Origin of the sequence: Mesorhizobium sp. M0715, from assembly GCF_040320355.1 — a bacterium.
Lineage (GTDB): Bacteria > Pseudomonadota > Alphaproteobacteria > Rhizobiales > Rhizobiaceae > Mesorhizobium.
The window spans coordinates 58,176-80,199 of sequence record NZ_JAMYPL010000027.1 but is presented as its reverse complement, the minus strand read 5'-3'; the positions used below and the strand labels follow the sequence as shown (position 1 = coordinate 80,199).

Below are 22,024 nucleotides of genomic sequence, written 5' to 3'. Positions count from 1 at the left end.
GGTGGACGAACAGCATCTCGACCCTCTGCGGGATGCTGCGAACTCTTCTGTGCCCGCGAGCTAACGTGCTTGCTCAACGCGTGTGCAAGTGGACACTCCGCCCACTTTGCGCGCGATCCTAGCATACCACCGATCCACGGCCACTCATCCGGGGCCACGGGCGAATAGTTCCGCTATATCAACCCGAGGGACTCGGTTCACTTCTCGGCGCAGGAGTTCAGTATCGGCGTCATCGCCTTCACATGTCCGTCGATCCGCTCGAGCACTTTCGCTGCGACAAGGTCGCGCTCAGGCAGATGCCACCAGTGTTCGTTGACGAGTTTGACCGTCTCGACCACTGCCCTCAGGACTGCTGGCTCCGGAAGCCGTGCACGGTTCGCAAATGCTTTCCATCGCGGTGCTGCCAGCGCCTTGAACGAGCGCTCTCCTCCAAGCGACAGCGCCATGGCGTCGGCGGGAATATATGGCACGGTGGATAGGAGGTCGTAGATTGGTGCAAGCGCCGGCTTGTCGCCCTTACCTGGATAGATCAAAGACCAGTTCTTCAGGTGCATGTCGCCATTGCCGGTGATGACGGTCAGTGCCAGGCGGCGGACGAACTCGAGAGCCGCCGTAGGCGAGACGGCCACGCCAAGAGCCAAGGCTATGTCGTGATAAGCAGCCCCCTCATATTTGCGCGAAGGGTAGACACCGAAGACCTGAGCGAAATCCTCGATGTGTATCCTCTCGCCACCGGCGCCGCGATCGAAGCGTTTGACGAGAAGGACCTTGCCGTCAGACAGCGTGTTGAATTCTTCGGGAACGCCCTCAAAATCGGACTTCTCGACCAGTTCGCATTCAGGAACGTCCATGCCGATTGCTGCTGCCAGCGCCAGGTTAGCGAATTCGTTCTCGGAAACGCCCGGAAAGGCCGTCGAAGGGAACTTGGCAATGTACCGGCCCTGCTCGTCGTCCATCGGCAAGGTAAGGCCGCCGCCTTTTCCAATGTTCTTCATGACCGACAGCTTCATCTGCACGCCGGCAAGCGAGAACCGTGCCTTGGGCTGATCCTTTGAAGCATCCTGCGAAACCGCTATCGCGCCGTCACTGGGCAACGCCCGTACGGCTCCCGGCAGATCGGCGCCTAGTGCCGCTAAAAGATCGAAGTCATTGCCTGGCCGCACATTGCCTTCGTGGTGCCTTTCCATCGCCTCCCGCAATTTCTCCTCCGGCAGGAGGTTCGCGAAGAAAGCGGGCAAGGCGCTTGCCACAGGCTTCGGATCTTTCCGCAATCCTCCCGTCGCTGCCCGAAACGACAGGCTGAGAACCGGAAAGCCGCCCGTCGCGCGGTAGGCCTCATCGAAGTTGAATGCATTGAAATCGCCCGGCGTCCTGACGATCGTGCCGATCTTCACTGCGTTCAAGAGCACGTCCAGCGACGGGATCGTCTTAGGTGCGCGAAATACTGGGGCCATGATCGTCATCGTCAGGTTGAGAAACAAAGGCGGGTCGATCGTCATCATCATGCGGACGCAATAGAGCCTGGACAGCTGGCACCATGACTTGCGGAACCAGCATCATTTCCAGGCCGAGCGCGCGAGCGATATTCATGAGCGTTGTTGCACGCGCGGCTGCGGCTCCCGTTTCGATGTCGCGATATCGGGGACGGGATATACCCGCCAAATCAGCGACCTGCTCCTGCGTCATCGCAGCGGCCAGCCTCGCCTGCCTGAAATGCCCACCGATTTCGCGCAGAACTTCCGATTGAGAATCCATATGATATGTAAACGATCCATTCCAATGCTAGATGATATGGCAGAGTATCTTATCTAGCGATAGAGTCAACGTGTTAGGATCTGTTCGCGTATCATGCATCGGATAAATGATATGTAAAAAGATCAATCATCCTGCCTTTTGGCGCCCCCGACGGTGGACGCCGTCCGAAGCTGACGCCCGATCAGCGCTCCGAAATCACCGGAATGTTAAATCAAGGGGGTCCGGCGGCTGAAATCGCTCGTCTCTTCTCGTTCATACGGCCGGCCGCGCTGACTGGGGTCAATGTGATCGCCACTCCTTGATCGCAATGGCCTTGTACCATCTGCTCCTGCCGGTCTCCCGCCGCACCTGGTGTTCCGACCCTCAAGCATCGACTTAGCCGTCGAATACCGCTTTACTCTCGGCTGTCCGTTAGGGGCATGGCGGGGTGCCTCCCCGATCACGAAGCAGCCCCCGAACACAGCGCGAAAATCCCCCGCTTCCGAGACTTTCTGAAGACTAGGCTCCCGCCGCCACGGGCGCGCGACGGCGGCAATCAACCGGCGGGCAGATGTGCCGAGGGCAACAAGCGCGCCTGACGCAACGCCGCCAGATCAGCCGAGCCGGTGCAGAAGCAGGCGACGGCCAACTGGCGGATAACGATCTCGAAATGCGCGACAACGGCCTCGCTGGATTGCGTAGCCGCGCGCAGCACGCCGGCTGCCTGCCCGGCGATGTCCGCGCCCAGGCGGATGGCCTTGGCCACGTCGACGCCGTCGCTGATCCCGCCCGACGCGATCAGCTTCACCGCTGGCATCGCCCGACGTACCGCCTGCACGCTGGCCGGGGTCGCAATCCCCCAATCCGCGAATGCCATTGCCACTGCGCGGTCGGCGGCATCGGGGGCGCGCTCGCCCTCCACCGCGGCCCAGCTGGTGCCGCCGGCGCCGGCGACATCGATCACCGCCACGCCCGCCTCGACGAGCGCACGGGCCACCGAGGCGGACAGGCCCGACCCCACTTCCTTGGCCACGATCGGCACGCCGACGCTGCGCGCGGCGCGAGCGATCTGCGCCAGGACGCCGCGCCAGTCACGGTCGCCCTCCGGCTGTACCGCTTCCTGCAGCGGATTGAGATGGACGATGAGTCCATCGGCCTCCAGTGCATCCACCGCCCGGCGCGCGAGGTCCAGGCCGTCGGGCTGGCGCAGTTGCGCGGCGCCGATATTGGCCAGCAAGGGAACGTCTGGGGCCAGGCGGCGCAGCGCGCGCGTCAGCCCCTGGGAGTTGCCCGATTGCAGGCTCACGCGCTGCGAACCGACGCACATGGCGATCCCCAAGGCTTGCGCTGCCTCGCTCAGATGGCGGTTAATGGCCTCGGCGCGTGGCATGCCGCCGGTCATGGAGCTGATCAGCAGAGGCGCGCGCATGGTCTTGCCCAGCAGTGAGGCGCTGAGGTCGATCTGCGTCAGATCCAACTCGGGCAATGCGCAGTGTTCGAAACGGATGTACTCCCAGCCGGCGGCCTTGGCCCGTGCCGTTCGCCGATTCAGCACGATGTCCAGGTGGTCGTCCTTGCGCCGGCTCAACTTGGTGTCGCTGATGCTCGCTCCATCCGCGTCATCGGGCGACGGCGTTGCGTCGGGTCGGACCGACGGCAGCGCGCGCACGCCATCGTTTCCCCCGCGTTCAGGCCGGCGCACGCTGGCCTCCGCCTGCAGCGTCGCTGCGGTAGCGGCTGGTCGAGGTCTCGTAGTACTGCGCGCGGACTGCCGCCATGGCCTCGATCAACGGTCCCCACGGCGCGGGAAAACGTTCTTCCGCCATCACCCGGTGCAGCATGCGTGTGTGGCCGGCCAACTCGTCCTTGAGGAACTCCACGACAGGCATGGCGGGATAGCGCTGCAGCAGCAGGATCGCCGCGTTGTCGGCCTCGCCGGCCGATCTATCCTTTTCGCGTCCATGCAGGTCGTTCTGCAAGCGCCCTATCGCGGAGATGAGCCGCAGAACCTGGCGAAACGCCGGACGCGCGCGCAAGGTCGCCATGTCCAGCCCCCACAGCAAGGACAGGCAACAGAACACGTTCGTGTAGGCGATCGAATCGATGCCGTTGTGCAAGTACTCGGCGTACGACCAGCGCTGCGCCCCTGCCGCCTGCGCGTGTCCGGCGCGCAGCGCCGCGCAGTAGCACCGGGTATCGTGGAGAAGCTGAGCATAGTCGCGACGATCGTAGGCGAGCGCGGCGAGCGAAGCGCGCAGCACAGCACAGCCCTCGAATCCGGGGAGCACACACCGCACGCCTTGCGCCAGCGCCTGCTCCACGGCGGCGAGTTGCTCCGGCGCGATCAGGTCAAGGTCGTTGCAATCGTCGAGCCAGAAGAGCAGCGCCAGTTCGCGATAGAACGCCACGATCAGCGTTTCGTCCAGCGGATCGCGGCCGGTGCGGGCGCTGGTGTCGCGCAGGCTCGGCTGGATGCGCTGCAGGATGTACTGGCCGCCCTTGACCGCTTCTATGGCATGCTCGTCGGCGAACCCGGTCAGGGAACGCCCCCACTCCAGCACCTGCTGCAGCGCGCGATCGGTCTGGATCATGGCCCCGCTCCTGCTCCCTCGGCCGAGACGTGCCGCCCCCAACGAAGCGCCAGCCACAACCCGGCGAGTTCGGCCACGCGCACCACCCGAGTGGGGCAATACAGTTCCTTGCCGATCCACAGCGGTGTCTGGGGCAGTGCGTGCGCTGCGTGGCGGGCGAGCATCCACTTGAGCGCACGCGCCACCGCCTGCGCAATGCTCCGGCGCCCTGCCGGCTCTTCGCTCCCGTCCATCACGTGGAACGCGAACAGCGCATACGCGGTTTCCTCGAATGTGGACGCGCGACCAGCGCCCCAGCCGCCGTCGTCGCGCTGCGTCCGCAGCAGCCCGGCCAGCGCGCGCTCGTCGCGCCAGTGGGGGTTGCCTTGCGCGAGCGCAGCGACCGCATGCGCGGTTGGATACAGCCACGAAACGTGCCATTTTTCGTTGTCCCATACACCGTGGGCGTTGCGATTGGCCTGGACGTAGGCGCTGGTGCCGGCCGCGGGTTTTCCCAAGATTCGCAACGCATGCAGGGCATGGATGTTGGTCGACACCGAGGCATTGCGCTCGCCCGGGAAGGTGACGAACAGCTCGCCGGTGTCGAACTGGCGCAACGCGTCGGCCGCCGGGTCGCGGCCTGCAAGGCGAAGGACGCACAACGCAACGGCGGTGTCGTCCGCATCGGCCGCGAAGTGCAAGGCAGGGCCCAGACCGCGGACTCCGAGGCGGGCGTCGAGTTGCGCGATGATCACTTGCACCGGCTCGGCGAGCGCGGGATGCGCGAACAGACCGGCCAGATGCAGGGTGTACAGCGACCAGCATGGCTCGAACACATTGATCGGCCAGACGTTGGGAACGACACCTTCAATGCCGGTGCGCGTTGCCCGCGATGCAGCCTGCAGATACCCGTCGGTGCGCCCGACGTGCGGCGTTCTTCCCTGTGTCACGGCGTGCGCACGCCACGCGGCGGTGGCCGCTGGACTGATGCCAATGCTGCCGTCGTCGTCCGGGCATGCGGTGGCCGGCGACGTCCCCCAGGCTTCCCAGGAGTGCAGCAATGGATGGCCGCTCGGCAACGTCGCAACTGCCCCCAGCTTGGCCAGGCGTGCTTGCCGCAACGGCAACAGCGCCGGGTGGCGCGGAAACGCCACGCCACCCAGCAAGGATGCGGCCTCGTCGCACAACTGCTGCAGGATCAGCTCCGCGCCGATGGGCGCGTCTTCCGGCACCGCATGCGCGTAGGGATCGGGCTGGCGCTCGAGGAACCGGGTTGCAGCGTGGACTGCGTCGGCAGCGCCAGGAAGAGGATCGGCACGCTGCAATGCCAGCAACGCCGCCCAGGTAGGCGCATGGCGAAACAGCGGGAAGTCCGCACTTCCCCATCCGCCATCGGCCTGTTGCTGCGCGACGAGCCACGCGTATGCGTCCTGCCGACCGGTGACGTTGCCGTGGAACTGCAGAGCTCGCGCCGTATCGTAGACGGACGGACCGACACTGCCGCCGTCGCTCATATCGCTCAGCAGGTGGCGCATTTCGGAAAGGATCTGTTCGGACAAGTTCACGCGGGATGTTCCTTCTGCAGAAGGCTAACGAGAACAGAAACGGGCAGACGCCGCGCACGTCGCCGCCGACACGGACACTGTGCAGCATGCAGCGCCCGCCGGCCGATCGCAGCAGCACAGGGGCGAGTCCTTACGGATGCGCACGCTCATGCGTATGGCGCGGACAGATAGAGGTTGGCCCGCTGCAGCATCTGCGCCAACCCTTCCGCACGCGGCCCCAGAGGGGCGATGGCCTCCCCGGCGTCGTGCAACAAGTACAGGGCGAACTGGCGCGCAGCCTGCAGCCCCATGATCGACGCGCAGGTCGGCTTCTGCGCCGCCGCGTCCTTGCCGGGGGTCTTGCCAAGAGTCGCGGTATCCGCCGTCGCGTCGAGAATGTCGTCGGCCACCTGCAAAGCCAGGCCGAAACAGGCGGTGTAGCGATCGAGCGCATTATACAGCGCAGCGTGCGCGGCATCCTCCGCGATGGAGTATAGCGCGCCCATGCGAACCGACGCGCGCACTAGCGCTCCGGTTTTCATCCCATGCATCGCCAGGATCCTGTCCAGCCCGGCAGGCTTTCCGACCAACGACAGATCGATGGCCTGCCCGCCTGCGGCACCCTCGGCGGACACCGCCTGCGCCAGTTCGCGCACGAGCGCGATACGGTTGTCGCCCGGCGCATCCAGGCTCGCCAGGGTGAGGAAGGCGTGGGCCTGCAGCGCATCGCCGACCAGGATCGCAGTGGCTTCGCCAAACTTTACGTGCACGGTCGGAAGGCCGCGGCGAAGCACGTCGTCGTCCATCGCGGGCAGGTCGTCGTGGACCAGGGTACAGGCGTGCATCATCTCGATGGCGGCGCAGACGTCGTCGAGCATGTGCGCCGGCGTGCCCGCCAGTGCGCCGGCAGCCAGACAGAGCAAGGCGCGGGTGCGCTTCCCGCCATGCAAGGTGGCGTAGCGCATGGCCGCCATCAGCTCTGTCTTACCGTCGTCTTCGGCGCAGAGCAGACGCCCCAGAGCCTGTTCGACCCGCTTTGCGCCGTCCTGCATCCAGATCTCCGGGAGCAGCCCGCCAGAGGCGCCGCGCGCCTGCGCGCCCAATCCGCCGAATGCGGAAACGCCAATTCGGTCGCGTGGAGTGGAACCGGTCTGCATGTTGTTGATGTCCTTGTAGCTGAGACGGCCACGGCGAGCGCAAGTCGTCACGGTGTTGCCGGCGTCACACGAGTGCGTGCGCTGAGTGCAGCAATGCCGCGCCCCGCCGGCGCCGCTGCCTTGCCACACAGGGCATGCGATGCCAGCTCATGAAAAGCCTATTCGAATTTTCATTGACGGATGTGCGGTCGGGTAATAGCGCCGGCCCTTTTCGACGTCGCTCAGCAACTGCGGCCGCACCCCGGCCTTGTGCATGGTCAGCGCCAAGGCGATGCAGAACTGCACCATTTCCAGCCATACCAGGTGGTAGCCGATGCAGACGTGTGGGCCGGTACCGAACTGCAGCATGTCAACCGGCCGGATCGGCTCTGTGCGTAGCAGCCACCGCGCCAGGCGGAACTGATCAGGCGCCTCGTGCAGCAGCGCCGAGGTCGAGAAATGCAGCAGCGGGATGCATAGATGGGTGCCCGCGGGAATGCGCCGTTGGCCGAGTTGCAATTCCTGCAGCGCGCGACGCGGCAGGAGCGTGGTCGCCGGATGCAGGCGCAGTGTCTCGCGAAACAGCGCCTCGGCGACCGGACACTGCGCCAGGTCCGCGTGCAGGGTCGGCACCGCGCCCACGCGTTGCGCCTCCTCGACCAGGGCGTCCCACAGCACAGGCTGCCGCGCCAGCTCGATCACAATCCAGGCCATCGTCGAGGCAGTGGTGTCGTGACCGGCAAGCAGCAGCAAGCGAATATTCGCGATCAGGACGTCATCGGAGAGCGGACCGTCGCTGCGGTCGAAGGCGCTCACCATGTCGTTGATCAGCCCGGTGCGCGCGGCATGCGCGCGCGCATCGCGGACGAACCGGCGCAACTGCGCGTCGATCCAGTCGCGGGCGGCACGGCCGCGCCGCAAGGGCAGTCCGGGCAGGTCGACCGGGGGGGCTACGATCAATTGCAGCAATTGCCGGTACTTGCGATGCCATCCCGGCAGATCCTGCGCGGGGATTCCCATGAGGCTGAAGATGAGCTTCAGCATCAGGTCCCCGGTTTCGCGCAGGATGGTTACCTCGCCGCGGGCGCGCCACGCCTGCACCCGCGCCTGGATGACGGGCGCGAACAGGTCGCCGATCCCGGCCTGGGTCAGTCCCTTGGGCAAGAACGCTGCCTTGATGGCATCGCGCGCCTGCCGGTGCGCGCCGCCGTCCAGGGCAACCAACGTTCCGCCAAGCAATTCGGGCGCGATCTCTTCGATCAGCGCCGAGGACACGTCCTTGTGCTTGAGCAGTGAGAAAGCGTCCGGATCCACACAGGTCATCAGATGTCCGGCAGGGCCGAAATCCAGCCAGAAGTGGCTGCCCAGCGTCCGTTGCGCGCGCTCCAGCAGGCGCGGCAGGTCGCAGACAATGGCGGGAAGATGCCCGACCAGGGGGAAAGCGCCAGGCATTACCGGCATGTCGCATCGCAGCCGGTGCCGACGGTTGAGTGGGTTGAGCAGCATGTCCATCAGCAGCGCGCCGCCGCCGCCGATTCGGTATCGCCGGCAGGGCGCGCGGCGCAGCTGTTGCCACCGTCGGCGTATGTCGGCACATGCGCCAGCATGCCGCCGTCGATGCACACGACCTGGCCGGTGATGAACGCAGCATCGTCGGAGAGCAGGAACGCCACGAGTGCGGCAACGTCCTCGGGACGGCCGACGCGCGGCAGGAGCTGGTGCCGGCGCAGATGCCGTTGCATGCACTCGTCCAGCTTGGCGAGGAGACGCTCGGTCAGGATAAGACCCGGCGCAACCGCGTTGCAGCGGATCTGAGAGTGACCGTACTGGGTGGCGAGCGAGGCCGACAGCATGTTCATCGCCGCCTTCGACGCGGCGTAGGACGTCTGCGCCGTGTCACCGCTGAGCCCCTGGCACGACGACATGTTGACGATCGCGCCACCGCCGCGGGCGATCATCCGTGGGATGGCCTGCCGGCAGCAGAGCAGCGTGCCGCGCAGATTGGTCGCCATGGTCTGATCCCATACCGCCAGGTCCAGGTCGAGAATGGCGCGGTCGCGCGGGGTCAGATGCATGGCGCTCGCATTGTTCACCAGCAGGTCGACCCCCCCGAAGTGCCGCTCCGCCGTCTCGAACAGCGCTGCCACCGCCTGCTCATCAGCGATATCCATGGCTATGGGCAGCGCGTGGCCTGCTTCGGCCGCGATCTGCGCGGTGCAGGCGATGGCCGCCGAGCCATCAATGTCGGCCACCACCACTCTGCCGCCCCCGCGCGCGATGGCGAGAGCGCATGCCTTGCCGATGCCGGCGCCGGCGCCGGTCACCACGGCCACCTTGCCTTCAAACCGTCCCATCGTGTCTCCTGAATTGCACTGGTCTTTCGCAGCATGCCGCTCGGCCTCCACCGGAGAAGGCGCAGGGTCGGCGCTGGCGCGCTCGTCATGGCCAGCGTCGCTCTCGATGACACGAATGGCGGCGACCGGGCACTGGTTGGCCGCAAGCCGCACGGCGGCGTGCAGCGCCTGCGGGACCGTCGCCACGCACACTTCGGCCACGCCGTCCGGTTCGCGCTGGCGAAAGGTGCCCGGCAGCGTCAGCACGCACTGCCCGGTCGTTCCGCACAGATCCTGATCGACTACGACGCGCATCTCAGCCCTCCTGCCCATGCAGCCGTACCGGCAGCGCGCGGAATGTCTTAAGGAACGCGGAGGGCTCCCGGGTCGGCTGCTCGGCCAATGCCAGCGTGGGGAAGCGCGCCTGGATCCGCGGCAGGCTTTCGGCCAACTGCACCCGGGCCAGTTGGGCACCAAGGCAGAAGTGGATGCCGTGGCCGAAGGTCAGCATGATCTTCCCGTCGATCGACATGCCAGGACTGGTGCCGTAGAACCGCACGGGATCGAAGCGATCGGGATCGGCGAAGGCGTCCGGGTCGCGATTGCCGGCCGCGATGAGCACGCGCACGTCCGCGTTCTTCGGGATCACCACGCGGCCCAGTTCGATGTCGCGCTGGGCGATACGCGGAATGGAGCTGAACATGGCGGGCGCGTCGTAGCGCAGGGCTTCTTCGACGAATGCCTTCACCCCCACGGCATCTCCCTTCAGCCAATGCCGCTGTTCGGGATACGCCAGCATCGCCAGGACCGCATGGCCGATGGCCGCGGCAGTGGTGGCGAAGCCGCCCAGCAGCATGCCCCAGAGCATGCTGATCAATTCCGCATCCGACAGCATGTCGGAATCGTCGTCGTGTGCGCCGACCAGCATTGACACGATGTCGTGGCGGGAATCTGTACGCTTGCGCTGTATGAGGTCGCCGAAGTAGGCCTGCACCCTGGCGCTGGCCGAGTCCCCCGCGGCGAGCTGCGGATCGCTGGCGTGCGGGCTCAGGCCTTCCAGAATGGCGCTGATGCCGCCGACGAGCCCCAACATGTCGTCCGGGGGCATGCCGAACAGTTCGCCGAAAACCAGCATGGGCAAGGCCAGCGCGAATTCCCGATGCAGGTCCACCGCCTCCCCGCGTTCCAGCGCGGGCGCCATGCCGTCCAGGCGCGCTGCGACGATGCGAGCAATGGTCGGCCTCAGCTTGTCGATCTGGCTCATGGTGAAATCGCGCGAGATCAGCCGGCGCAGACGCGTATGCGTTGGTGGTTCCTTCATCGCTAAAGTGGACGCCAGCAAACTTAGCGACAGGCTGGTCGCCGCCCGCGGGAAATAGCGCGCCAGTTCGCCTGGCGCCGGCCCCCGAAAAGCATCGCCCGTGGCCTTGAGCGCCCAGTAGATGTCGGCGTGGCGGCTCAACAGAAAGAGGCCCGACGCCGCGCGATGTACCGGATCGTGCTCGCGCAACCACCGCATGAATGGGTACGGGTCCTGAATGCACGCTGGCGACGCCAGTTCGGCGAAGGCGTCCCGGCATGCTACCGTGGTATCTTGCACGTCCATCTTGGTCACCTGTTGGCTGGCTGATCTGATCGGCGCGCGGCAGGCGCGCCGGCAACTCGAGAACGTCGCGATTCCTGGTGGCGTCCCCGCATCACCAGAGCACCGGGAACTCCTCGAACCCGCCAGTGATGATCTCCTTGCGCAACTTCAGTTCTTCGGGCGCCACGGCCAGGCGTAGCGCGGGAAAGCGCTGGAAGATTGAACCGAACACCGCCTTGAGTTCCAGCCTGACCAGCGCCAAGCCGACGCAGTTGTGCGGCCCATAGGAGAACGCCAGGTGCGGGTTTTCGTCACGTCCTATGTCGAAGATTTCCGGGTCGTCGAAATGGCGCGGATCGAACGACGTCGCCGGCAGGCCGACCAGCACCTTGCTCTCCGCGGGAACATGCACGCCCGCGATGGTCACGTCGGTCCTCGGATAGCGCATGATGCCGTCCCAGCCGGCGCCCGGCGGGTACATGCGCAGGATTTCCTCTACCGCCTTGTCCACCGGGGATGGATCGCCGATCAGGCGTTCGCGCTGTTGCGGATGGCGGAACATGGCCAGCAGGCCGAATTCGATCTGCGCGACGGTGCTCTCGTGCCCCGCCACCAGCATGCCCGCCGCCAGGCCGATCGCCTCTTCCTCGGTCGCCTTGCCCTGGTCGACCGCCGCGAGCAGATCCGTCAGCACGTTGTCGCCCGGATCCTGACGCTTGTCCCGCATCTTGCCGCGAATGTAGGCGCGGAGTTCTTCCCAGGCCAAGCGCGACGCGCTTCGCGGGCCGCTTTCATGCTGGTGCGTCATCACTTCGTCGGACAGCCCGGCGAAAAAGGCGTGGTCCTCGTAGAGCACGCCCATCAGCGCGCCAATGACCATGGCGGGAAGCGGAAAGGAGAGGTGGCGCCGCAGATCGGCGGGCTGGGGCTGGGCCGCCAGCGTCTCGAACAACTGCGCGGCGATCGCCTCGACCTGCTCCGCCAGCAGCTTCACCCTGCCGTTGCTGAAGGCCGGCGCCACGATCGTGCGTAACCGCGTATGCTCGCCCCCCTCGTGCGAGACCAGCCATCCTGGCGAACCGAGAATCACCGAATCCGGCGTGAATGCCGCCGGTGGCATTCCCGCAGGCCGGAACGCCGCGTCGGACAACACCGCCTTGGCCTCGTCATAGCCTGTCACCCACCAGCCTTCGTGCCCGGACGGGAAGCGCACGCGGTGGATCGGACCGTTGGCCCGTAGCGCCAACATCTCAGGCGAGGGCTCAATGTGATCGACGCGCCACATCGGTAGCGTCGGCAAAGGTTGTTCGGACATGGGTGGCACTTCACTCTATAGCGATGGAAGGGCGGAAGGTGACCGGCGGGCGCTGCGGTAGAGAAGACCTAAGACGGCATGTAGACGACGTCGTCCGGAGGCAGACCGATTATCAAGATCGGCTAACGCGTAACTGTCTAGGCACATCGCGCGGCGAGATGCAGAACATTATCCTGCACCTTCCAGGTCAGGATAAAGTCGGTGTGGTGGGCCTTTGACTCGCCGCCAGCCAAGATTTCCTGCGGAAGGGTCGACAAGGCCAACGCGCTGTTTGGTAGGGCGGTTTCGCCGAAGGCCCCCTGCTGTTAGACGCTATCCGACGCGGATTTGACATTTTGCTTTTCTTTCTTCGCTCCATTCGTGTCATCCACGAAATGAAAGTCGGTCGGCGGCTCCCGGCCCGCAACGAAGGTGCTTCAAATCTCGTGCCAATTTGGCCGCAGCAGAAAAAAATTGTGGCAGCTTCTCAGCGGCTTAGCCTGAGGCCAGAGAAGAGCTAGGCGAAATAAGCCGGTGTCGCGGGCCAACAAAGGCGACGGAACAGTGTCGGACAGAACGCCTCGGGCGACCTTTAGGTCGGGCCTGCGACATTCTGGTCCAGTTTCGAACATAAGAGGGCGGCAAACAGACACGATTGGGGAATTCGATCCTCACGGCGCCAAGGCGCTTGCCCAAGAGCGCGCGCTCATGTTGCTGCGAGAGGCGCGTGTTCGCGATAGCCGTGCTGCGCACCCATGAACGCTAGCGGCACACGCTCCGACTGGAGTGCCCGCCAGCCTCAGGTGGTGCATCGGCTCGGCTTCCGGTTCTTCTTTGCCCAGCCGGGGCTGAAGCGCCGAATATCCGCACCATACAGCATCGTTGTTGCCTATGTGACGAGGCGGCATAGCGCGCTCCCGGTCTTCTAAGACACCGCCTCCGAGAAGAAGGGGGCGGTCCAACAGCACCTCTATTTGAAATGGCACGCCGCTTGCTGCTCCTGGTTAGAGCACCATCAAATTACGATGAAAGCGACTTGCACCATGCCCGACGCGCGAAGCTCTAGACAGTGGCCTGAGGAGACGGTGCCCGTTCCCGCTGAACATCGGGACATCGTCTCCTCCGGAAGGCCGTTCTCGGTGGCCGCTTTGCGCATGGCTGGTCCGATGCCGGCACGCCAACACGGGCCGCTCGCGCAAATGCCGTTTACCGGTTCTGTTCAGCATGGGAGTGCCCAAGGGCCCCGTCAAAGGGTCACCCAAGCCAAGGCCGGCGGGTCACTGCCACATATCGACAACACGCTGAACCAGTCCAGTGACCCGAGTCTGCGTGAAGTGACATTTCAGGTCGCCACATGCTTGCGATATTGGCTAATTCCGGCCGCTATCCCTTTTCCCCGGGCACGATCGCGGGTGACCGATCCCGCTTCCGGCGCCATAGCCGTGGAAAGCAAGCGGCTCAACGGTCTCCAGCTCGCTCAGATCGATTGCGTTCGCGTGGCCAAGACCAGCCGCCAAGACGTTCCCATACGTCGGGATGGAAAAGGAAGTTGCGAGCCGCCGAGGCCCTCATTCCGTGCCCGAGCATACGAGCCTTTGCTCGGAATTGCGCCAGCCTATGCCAGAATTCAACGGCAGTTTTCTTCTTTAGGAGCAACTTGATGACAGTTCAAAAGAAAGTTCCCTTCGTCACCTTTCTCACGCGCGTTCACGATAAGTCAGTCCAGGGGCCAAATCCATATCGCTGGGAAGAAAAGACATCTGACGACTACTTTGCCGGCAAGCGGGTCATCCTGTTCTCGCTGCCTGGCGCCTTCACACCAACCTGCTCGACCTACCAATTGCCCCAGTTCGAAGAGCTCTATGATGAGTTTGAGAAGGAGCGAATTGACGCGATTTACTGCCTCTCAGTCAACGACGCCTTCGTCATGAATGCGTGGGGGAAGTCCTTGGGCCTGAAGCAGGTCGAGCTCATCCCCGATGGCTCAGGCGAGTTCACACGCAAAATGGGCATGCTGGTCGCCAAGGACAATCTCGGCTTCGGGATGCGCTCTTGGCGCTACGCCGCCCTGATCAACAATGGCGTGGTGGAGCACTGGTTCGAGGAGGAAGGTTTCTCCGACAACTGCGAGGCCGACCCCTATGGCGTCTCATCCCCGCAAAACGTTCTCGAAACGCTGAAAGCCGCCGCTTGACCTAGAAACGTCTCACTGGTGCCAGTGCCGGCCCCAAGAGGCTCCTCGACAGGATTATCGCGCTCACCATGCAATCCTCAGCAAGCCTGCTTCAACGCCAGAAGCAATCCATGGTGGCATCGCCTCAACTCATTGAGTCGATTCGCTTGCTGCAACTGGCGCATACTGAACTGCATCAGTTCGTGGAGCGGGAAATTGAGAAGAACCCGCTCTTGGAATCTGCATCAAGCGATGGCGGTGCTTTTGACGACGTTTCGATTTCGGGAGCGGATCAGCCTGTCGGCCCTGGGGCAAACGCCGTTGAAGGACCGACCGGGGGAGGTTCGCCTGAACGGCTCGGGCAATGGAAATCACTTCGCAACACGACCAACAACCCGCCCGGCAATGGCCCTTCCCTCGACGAGTATGCCACCCTCGCCGAAACATTGCACGACCATGTCGCTCGTCAGATCGCCCTCACTGCGTTCACACCACAGGAGCGGCTGATCGCTGGCCAGCTTGCCGCCGATCTGGAAGACACTGGCTACCTTCGGGCAAACCTTTTGGAGCTGGCCGAGAGCCTGAATGTCCATGAGGCTGTTGTGGAACGGGTTCTCGGAACCTTGCAGCAATTTGATCCACCGGGAGTTTTTGCGCGAAGTCTCAGAGAATGCCTCGAGATTCAGTTGCGCCAGCGAAATCGGCTCGACCCGGCAATGGCAGCTTTGGTTGCCCATCTTGAAAAGCTTGCGCGACGGGATTTTGAGGCACTGAAGAAGCATTGCGGCGTCGATGAAGAAGACCTTCTCGACATGATGCATGAGATTCGGGCGCTCGATCCCAAGCCTGGGAACAGATTCGAATCCGGTGCCTCTGAATCAATCATACCCGACGTCTGGGTCACGCCCTCGCCGCAAGGCGGGTGGCAGATCGAACTTGATCCCGCCACGCTGCCAAAGCTGCTGATCAACCAAACCTATTATGCCGAAGTCACGCGTCAAACTGCCCAGAATTCGAAAGATCAAGCATTTCTCGACGAATGCTTGCAAAACGCGAACTGGCTAATCCGCAGCCTCGATCAGCGCGCCAAGACGATTGTTAAGGTTGCGGCTGAAATCGTGCGTCAGCAGGATGCCTTTTTGGAACATGGCGTCGCCCACCTGCGGCCTCTCAATCTTAGAACCGTCGCTGACGCGATCGGCGTGCACGAGTCGACGGTAAGCCGGGTGACCTCGAACAAGTACATGCTTACCCCGCGCGGAGTCTTTGAACTCAAGTATTTTTTCACCGTCGCGATCGCGTCCTGCCAAGGCGGCGATGCGCACTCCGCCGAAGCTGTCCGGCATCGGATCAAAGCGATCATTTCCGCAGAATCTCCCGGCGACGTGCTTTCCGATGAGGACATCGCTGTCCGGCTGAAGGAAACCGGCATCGATGTTGCGCGCCGCACCGTCACAAAATATCGCGAAGCAATGAACATCCCCTCCTCCGTGCAACGCCGCCGGGAAATGCGCTTGTGTTTTTAGATTTGGGTCAAGGCAGCCAACATCATGTTGCATTGCATCAAAGTGGAGACTTCGTTCATGACCCAATCCGCAGCAGGCGTCATGGACGCTGTTCTGCACGACCCAGAAAAGCCCGTCCCACCGTCTGGTCCCGCATGGGGTGCGGTCATTTCGCTTTCCTTGGGCACCTTCGGGCTGGTCACGGCAGAGTTTCTGCCTGTCAGCCTGCTCACGCCCCTCGCGCATGATCTCGGTATCAGCGAGGGAGCGGCTGGACAGGCGATGACGGCGACAGCTATCGTCGGGGCGATCTCGGCGCCGACTGTGGCCATTATCACAAAGCGCCTGGACCGCAGGACCGTCATGTGGACCATGACGCTGCTGCTGATCCTGTCGGACGTTCTGGCGGCCGGCGCGTGGTCGCTGGCGGCTCTCCTGACTGCACGCGTCGTGCTCGGCATAGCGCTCGGAGGCTTCTGGTCGATGTCGGCAGCACTGGCGATGCGGCTCGTTCCAAGCCACCTCCTGCCGCGCGCCATGTCGATCATCCTCACCGGCGTTTCCGTAGCTACCGTCTGCGCAGCTCCAATCGGCGCTTATGTCGGCGATATTTGGGGATGGCGAAGCGCCTTCATGCTCGCCGCAGCCGGCGGCGCCGCTACACTGCTCGTGCAACTCATAACCATTCCGAGACTGCCTCCGATTGGAGTGGCTAGCTTCCGCAGCCTGCTGGATGTGGCCAAGATTCCGATGGTCAAGGTTGCGCTTTTGGTTGTCCTGCTAGTCGCTTCCGGCCACTTCGCCGGAATCACCTATATCCGCGCCTTCCTTGAGAAGATTCCCGCGCTGGATGTCGAGACGATCTCGCTTGTGTTGCTGGCTTTTGGCATCGGCGGATTCTTCGGCAATTTGGCCGGCGGGCTTCTGGCCGAGTACAGTCTCAAGGCAGTCGCGGCCCTTGCACCGCTGCTCATAGCGATAGCCGCTGTTTCGCTGCTGACGGCGGGAGCATCGGCCTTGGCCTCGGCGATTGCTGTTGCCGCGTGGGGGTTTGCCTTCGGCGCCGTGCCAGTGGGATTGCAGACGTGGATGGTACGGAGGGCCGTTCCCGAGCAGGCCCAAAGCGCCGGTGTGCTGCTGGTCACAGTATTCCAAGTGGCAATCGCAGCCGGCGCGATTTTCGGCGGACTATTGGTGGAGAATGCGGGGATTACAAGCGCCATTGCCTACAGTGCTGTTGCCACGTTCGTCGCTGCCCTCATAGTGTTCCTGGTCGGCCCGAAGCGCGAAACCTAGACCGCCTGACAGAAAAGGCCTCAGCAGCGCAGCGGGACGAGAGATGCGATGCACGGCGCGGCGCGGTTCTCCACACGATTACGCATGGACCAGCGCAGCTGCCTCGCCGGCTTCACCTCCGGGCCATGGCGACCTTCGCCGCCAGACACGCAAACTCGCCGGCACCGGTTTCCATTTGGCGACGGTGAGCGCTGCCGGCGCGATGGAACCCTTGCTGGCGGTCATACCTTTCACGACAAGCCGGCATTCTGGGCAAGCGACAGCTACGCGCCGGCCATGCCGTCAGAACGCCGGTGACGATGCCGCTCGATAGCGCAGACAGGTCGCGAATTGCCAGTCGTGTCAACGGGCGGCCGGATTATCTCGATCGCGCGTACCTTGTTTCGGCCGCAGACTATCGTTCGGCAGCTTGTGATCTTGACCACATAGCCTAGGAGCTATATATGACTTGGGAAGTCGTTTTGGCGATGAGTTCGATGGGGAGTTCGTGAAGGCGAACTCGTTTCCTATCGGGTGGGTTGGCACCGAATTGCGGCCCGTCAGTACGCCCTGAACGCGCTGCCATAGTTCAATCGATATGAGAGGTTCGTGCTTGCCCTGGTGCAATTTGCCGTTCCACTGGAACAGTCCGGTATAGAGGCGGTTGCGCAGGATCATATGCACGGTGCTGACCGGAACCGGGTTGCCGCTCTTGGGATAAATCAGCCCATCGCCATGGGCTGCCTTGGCCAAGGCCTTGAGCGAATACTGGCCCGTTGCGTAACGCTCCAACAGCTGTGTGACGACTGGAGCCAGTTCAGGATGCGGCTCAATAACCTTTCTGCCATCCTTCCCCGTGGTGTTGACATAGCCCAGCGGAGCCTTAGTCGGCCATATGCCCTGCTCCGCCTTCTCCATCTGCCCCTTGCGGGCTTCTTCTGACAGGTTGTCGATATAGTTCTTGGCCATCAAGACCTTGATGCCGTGCATAAACTTTTCCGACGAGCGTGAGTCGCGCGAAAGTATCACGCCCTCCTTCGCAAGGTGGATTTCGACATCCAACTCGTCGAGCGTGACCCAGTCTTTCAGATTTCGATAGAGCCGGTCGGTCTTCTCGACCAGCACGCTTCGAACGCCAGGATGCTTTCGCAGATATTTGACCATTTCGGTGAAGTTGGTCCGGCCGGTGGTCTTGGCCGTCTCGACGTCGACAAACTCCTGCACGATGTCGAACCGCTGTTGTATTGCGTAGTCACGCAGCAGTTTGCATTGCGCCGGGATGGAAAAGCCTTCCTTTTCCTGCTCCCGGGAGGAGACGCGCGCGTAAAGCAGCGCCTTTACAAGGCCTGCCGGCTTGGCAGTCCGGACAAGTCGTTGGTTCATCTGGGTCGCGTTCATGGCACGGTCGCACCGAAGGCCGTCAGGTGAAGCGCCAACTATTTGCGCCGGTCAATCCGTTCCCATTCGGCGAGGATGCGGAAGAATCCGCCGAGATTGTCAACGATTTCCCGGGCGCTTTCCGTTGACAGGGGTCGTCCCATGCGAGCCTCGAACAAGAGGGCCGTTCGTTCCAGGAATGCTTCGTCCACGGTGCGATGGCATGAAAATAGATCGGTCTCGGCGTTTTGCTCGACACGTTTCGTGACGCGCCGCTTCGCTCTCACCATTTCCGTCGCGACCATATCTGCATCGAGATAGGGTCGCCGAAATCGGTTCAGCGCCAAATAGCCGTATTTTACGCCTGAGTTTCTTTTTCTACTCCCCCTTGATGCCAAGGACAGGCCGCCGCTCCAAATCCAGGCTACCGACCCGCTTTTCTACACCGACCAGGTCAGCTGCTATCTCTTGATAACGCCGACAGTCCGCCTGAATCACGGATCGTTGAGGGCGTTCTGAGGGCAGGCTCCCAGCTATTTCCTTCAGGTCATCAAGGACGGAAGCAATATGTGGCCAAGGAAAGTCTGTCGGGTCGTCGATATCGCGATCTGCGCCTGCGATGATTTCGAGCTTGGCGACGATACCAAGAAGCGACCGCGCCCGTATGTGGGGTAGCTTGTCCTGAATCTTCAAGGCCACAGTGGTGGCCTCGACCTCCGCTTGGCAGGCGATCAAATAGGCGACCTGCTTCTCCATCGCTTCCGCGCGTCTAGCGTCGAGATAACGCCTCTCTAAACGCTGCTGAAGACGGCAAAGGATCTGAGAGACATGCTGCGCCCGCAACCAATCTCGCCACAGTAGAACTGGAGGGTCTGAATCTGGCAACCGTTTCGGCGTCGGATTCCTGCCATTCGGGACGAGAGGCATAGTCGTGCTATGGTCGGAATCAGCCATGATCCGAGCTCCGCAAAGCGTGGGCGTGGTTAGACTGTTGGAAGCGGGAACCACTTCCGACGGCCGTTTCCTAAAACAAGCATATTTGCACTTTTGTGCAGCAGGGCATTTGAACAATGAAGGTAAGTGCGGCCCAAGTTCGCGCGGCCCGTGGGCTTCTCGACATTTCTCAACAGGAATTGGCGGATTTATCCAAGGTAAGTTTGAGGACGATCGTGCAGTTCGAACGTAGTTCGAAACCAGCATCTGAATCGATCCTGCAAGTGCTGAAGCTATCTCTCGAAGCAGCCGGAATAGAATTTATTCCAGAGAATGGCGGTGGCCCTGGCGTGCGTTTGTCGCGCGGTACCGCAAACACCTAGCCGAAGGCGGCACTTGCGGGCGGCATTACGGATGAGCTGTTTCCCAATCAATGCGGCAGTGCGCCTCATTTCGGTCGTTGGAATGCCGTCGTCACATCCGGGAAGCGGACATTCGACCACCTGCAGTTTGCAGCCCTTTTGGAAGCGGCGCTACGCCAGCGGTTACAGCCAGTTGAGATCATTATTTCGGAATATCGGGAACCGCCCCGATCGCCAATAAAGCGTCAGTTTCCAAACAGGCGCGCGAAGAAGCCGCGCTTAGCTGGCGCCTTCGGAACCTGCGAAACCTGACTGACAGGGGCTTCGCGAGGCGCCGGTTGCCAATCGACCGGCTTTATAGCAGGGCTCGTCGTGACCCGCAGCGGATCTATGATTACAGGCATCCGTACGACCGGTTGCCGGTCGTGGCGTCCGGTGTTCATGGTAGGGATTTCGACAACTTCCCGGGCGCGCGTCACCGCCACGTAGAACAGCCTCAGCTCGGCCGCGTCATCCTGCTCTTTCCGCGCCTTCTCTTCCGGTGTTCTCGCTTCCCGAGTTTTAAGGAAATCGTCCATCAACCGAACGTTTTTCCACTCGCGTCCTTTGGCCTTGTGCGCTGTCGAGAGAACTAGGTCCGCCTGATCTTCGGCGACGGCTTGGCCAAGCGCCCAGAGAAGCCGCTTTTCGCCTTTGCTCTGCACAAGGTTGACGAACATCGTCAGGTGTTCGCCTTCTGTGGTTTTGGCAAAATCAACCACTGCGTCCCAGCTGCTGAAGCCGAAGAAGTCGGGCACATCGCTCGGCCGGCCTTCCTTCAGATCCCGCACCGCCCATAGCATCTTCTTCAGATCCGTGTTGTCACCGACCAGATTCGGCTTACGGCCAGCGTCGAGGCACTCAATCAACGCCGTCATGACGTTGGCGTTGGTCCGGGCTAGGATTGCATCGGGGACGCAGGTGCCGACCCGGCTTTTGATCCCTGGGTTTCCGGTCAGCGGAACAGGCTCGCCGAGACGCTGGAGGATGCGCGTGGCCTCATTGGCGATGTCGGCGCCGAACCGGAACGACTGGGTGAGTTGGACCGTGGCAGCGGTCTTTATCGCCTGCATCGCGTTGACCGCGCCCCGCCATTCATAGATCTGCTGGTACCGATCGCCTACGTAAACAATCTGCGCCTGCTGACGTTGCAACACGTCTAGCACCACCGGGTTGGTGTCCTGGGCTTCGTCGACGAGGATATAGTCGACCGGGATCTGCGGTCGCGATAGTCCCCAAAGCTTCAGGTAACCATCGTGCCCTAGGGGCATCGCATCATTTGGGTCGCACATTCGCTGCCAGACATGCTTGGCGTTCGCTTGTGCGAAGTCAGCCACCGCGCGTAACGTCTCGTCGCTGGCCGTCAGCAGCGAACCGTGCCGCGGCACATGATCGCTGGAAATGACGTCATCGCCGCTGTGGGCGAAGCGCCTGACCGTTTGTTGAACGAGAAAGGCCTGGGAGACCGGCTGCAAGGTGTGATCGCGGTCGACACGCCATGTTATCTTGAAGCCGAGCAGCTCCGCAAGCTGCTTGGCGCTGACTTTGCCGGTGATTTTCTCTTTCGAGGTCTTGTAAGCGGATGGGAGGGACTTCATTGCCAGACTGTGCGTTGTGGCACAGTTCACGGTCGCGGGAAATTTCTCGCGGGATTCGGCGACGATCGCTTTGTTAAAGGCCAGATACTGGCCACGGCTCTGTGTCGCGTGCGCGAGGAACTGCAGTGTCGACGTTTTGCCGGTCCCCGCGTACGCATTGATGCGGAGCGACGAACCGCCAAGGAAAGCGTCGATAGCCTGCTGTTGCTCAGCCGTTCGTTTGCGGCTCCCCGATTTAAGCGGGACCCTCTGATGAACTGCGGATCGCTTCACATTAGGTGTTGCGGCAAACAGATCGGACTGCGGAGGGGATACGAGTGTCTCTGCACGGGCAAGCAGCTTCTTGGCTCGCATGGTACTGCGGCCGTTTCGCAACTCGTCCGCAACCGTCTTGATCGTTTTGCGATCGTTGGCGGCCAGAGCCTTGTCCAGCATCGCTTCGAGCTGGTCGATGCTCAACTCAAGCAGCGGACGCTTCATTTGCTTTCTTCCCCCGCCAGTTATACCGCAACGTCTGGTCGGCAGAGTCAAGAGATCGTTGCCCCGCCCCTATCCTGTCCAGTTGG

General features: G+C 62.7%; 18 protein-coding genes and 1 pseudogene. 4 read left to right on the top strand and 15 right to left on the bottom strand.

What is annotated here, in order from left to right:
• Positions 1–197 precede the first annotated feature (197 nt).
• The 11 genes and pseudogenes from NKI21_RS26620 to NKI21_RS26570 all read right to left on the bottom strand — a co-directional run bounded on the left by NKI21_RS26620 (position 198) and on the right by NKI21_RS26570 (position 12,217).
• Positions 198–1,454, bottom strand: coding sequence for a type II toxin-antitoxin system HipA family toxin (locus NKI21_RS26620; protein ID WP_352868211.1), 1,257 nt, complete (start codon positions 1,452–1,454; stop codon positions 198–200).
• A complete protein-coding gene (locus tag NKI21_RS26615) occupies positions 1,429–1,755 on the bottom strand; it encodes a helix-turn-helix domain-containing protein (protein WP_352868208.1) in 327 nt (108 codons plus the stop codon). The genes NKI21_RS26620 and NKI21_RS26615 overlap by 26 nt, the downstream gene beginning before the upstream one ends.
• 535 nt (positions 1,756–2,290) lie before the next feature.
• The gene (fni, locus tag NKI21_RS26610) at positions 2,291–3,394 is read right to left on the bottom strand and encodes a type 2 isopentenyl-diphosphate Delta-isomerase (RefSeq protein ID WP_502896780.1); all 1,104 of its coding nucleotides are present in this window, start codon (positions 3,392–3,394) and stop codon (positions 2,291–2,293) included.
• 28 nt (positions 3,395–3,422) lie between these two features.
• Entirely contained in the window at positions 3,423–4,325 is a 903-nt protein-coding gene (locus tag NKI21_RS26605) for a terpene synthase family protein (protein ID WP_352868205.1), read from the bottom strand.
• A complete protein-coding gene (locus NKI21_RS26600; RefSeq protein ID WP_502896779.1) occupies positions 4,322–5,839 on the bottom strand; it encodes a hypothetical protein in 1,518 nt (505 codons plus the stop codon). Before NKI21_RS26600 ends, NKI21_RS26605 begins: the two co-directional genes overlap by 4 nt.
• Positions 5,840–6,015: 176 nt before the next feature.
• Positions 6,016–7,005, bottom strand: coding sequence for a polyprenyl synthetase family protein (locus NKI21_RS26595; protein WP_352868201.1), 990 nt, complete (start codon positions 7,003–7,005; stop codon positions 6,016–6,018).
• A 147-nt stretch (positions 7,006–7,152) separates the two neighbouring features.
• Positions 7,153–8,496, bottom strand: a complete 1,344-nt coding sequence (locus NKI21_RS26590) for a cytochrome P450 (RefSeq protein WP_352835075.1) — start codon at positions 8,494–8,496, stop codon at positions 7,153–7,155.
• On the bottom strand, positions 8,496–9,338 hold the full coding sequence (locus NKI21_RS26585) for an SDR family oxidoreductase (RefSeq protein WP_352868251.1): 843 nt from the start codon (positions 9,336–9,338) through the stop codon (positions 8,496–8,498). Before NKI21_RS26585 ends, NKI21_RS26590 begins: the two co-directional genes overlap by 1 nt.
• A 168-nt stretch (positions 9,339–9,506) precedes the next feature.
• Positions 9,507–9,632: pseudogene (locus tag NKI21_RS26580) on the bottom strand (ferredoxin); the annotation flags it as partial.
• Between the two features lies 1 nt (position 9,633).
• On the bottom strand, positions 9,634–10,923 hold the full coding sequence (locus NKI21_RS26575) for a cytochrome P450 (RefSeq protein ID WP_352868199.1): 1,290 nt from the start codon (positions 10,921–10,923) through the stop codon (positions 9,634–9,636).
• Between the two features lie 91 nt (positions 10,924–11,014).
• Positions 11,015–12,217 carry a cytochrome P450 gene (locus tag NKI21_RS26570; RefSeq protein ID WP_352868196.1) on the bottom strand — a complete coding sequence of 401 codons (1,203 nt, stop codon included), beginning with the start codon at positions 12,215–12,217 and terminating at the stop codon, positions 11,015–11,017.
• 1,639 nt (positions 12,218–13,856) lie between these two features.
• Between NKI21_RS26570 and NKI21_RS26565 the strand changes: the two genes are divergently transcribed.
• From NKI21_RS26565 to NKI21_RS26555, 3 genes are all read left to right on the top strand, one after another.
• Positions 13,857–14,390 carry a peroxiredoxin gene (locus NKI21_RS26565; RefSeq protein ID WP_352868193.1) on the top strand — a complete coding sequence of 178 codons (534 nt, stop codon included), beginning with the start codon at positions 13,857–13,859 and terminating at the stop codon, positions 14,388–14,390.
• Between the two features lie 68 nt (positions 14,391–14,458).
• Positions 14,459–15,895: an RNA polymerase factor sigma-54 gene (gene rpoN / locus NKI21_RS26560; protein WP_352868190.1), complete on the top strand. Its 1,437-nt coding sequence runs from the start codon at positions 14,459–14,461 to the stop codon at positions 15,893–15,895.
• Positions 15,896–15,952: 57 nt separating this feature from the next.
• Positions 15,953–17,170: an MFS transporter gene (locus NKI21_RS26555; protein WP_352868187.1), complete on the top strand. Its 1,218-nt coding sequence runs from the start codon at positions 15,953–15,955 to the stop codon at positions 17,168–17,170.
• 342 nt (positions 17,171–17,512) lie between these two features.
• Here the strand turns inward: NKI21_RS26555 and NKI21_RS26550 are convergent, their stop codons facing one another.
• From NKI21_RS26550 to NKI21_RS26540, 3 genes are all read right to left on the bottom strand, one after another.
• Positions 17,513–18,547, bottom strand: a complete 1,035-nt coding sequence (locus NKI21_RS26550) for a recombinase family protein (protein ID WP_352868184.1) — start codon at positions 18,545–18,547, stop codon at positions 17,513–17,515.
• 38 nt (positions 18,548–18,585) lie between these two features.
• Positions 18,586–18,831 (bottom strand): hypothetical protein, encoded by a 246-nt coding sequence (locus tag NKI21_RS26545; protein WP_352868181.1) that lies wholly within the window; start codon positions 18,829–18,831, stop codon positions 18,586–18,588.
• A 73-nt stretch (positions 18,832–18,904) separates the two neighbouring features.
• Entirely contained in the window at positions 18,905–19,480 is a 576-nt protein-coding gene (locus NKI21_RS26540; RefSeq protein WP_352868178.1) for a hypothetical protein, read from the bottom strand.
• A gap of 116 nt (positions 19,481–19,596) precedes the next feature.
• Here NKI21_RS26540 and NKI21_RS26535 point away from each other — a divergent pair, with 116 nt between their 5' ends.
• Positions 19,597–19,842 (top strand): helix-turn-helix domain-containing protein, encoded by a 246-nt coding sequence (locus NKI21_RS26535; RefSeq protein WP_352868175.1) that lies wholly within the window; start codon positions 19,597–19,599, stop codon positions 19,840–19,842.
• A 224-nt stretch (positions 19,843–20,066) separates the two neighbouring features.
• On the opposite strand, the gene NKI21_RS26530 is transcribed toward NKI21_RS26535, so the two are convergent.
• Entirely contained in the window at positions 20,067–21,938 is a 1,872-nt protein-coding gene (locus NKI21_RS26530) for a UvrD-helicase domain-containing protein (protein WP_352868172.1), read from the bottom strand.
• Positions 21,939–22,024: the final 86 nt, after the last annotated feature.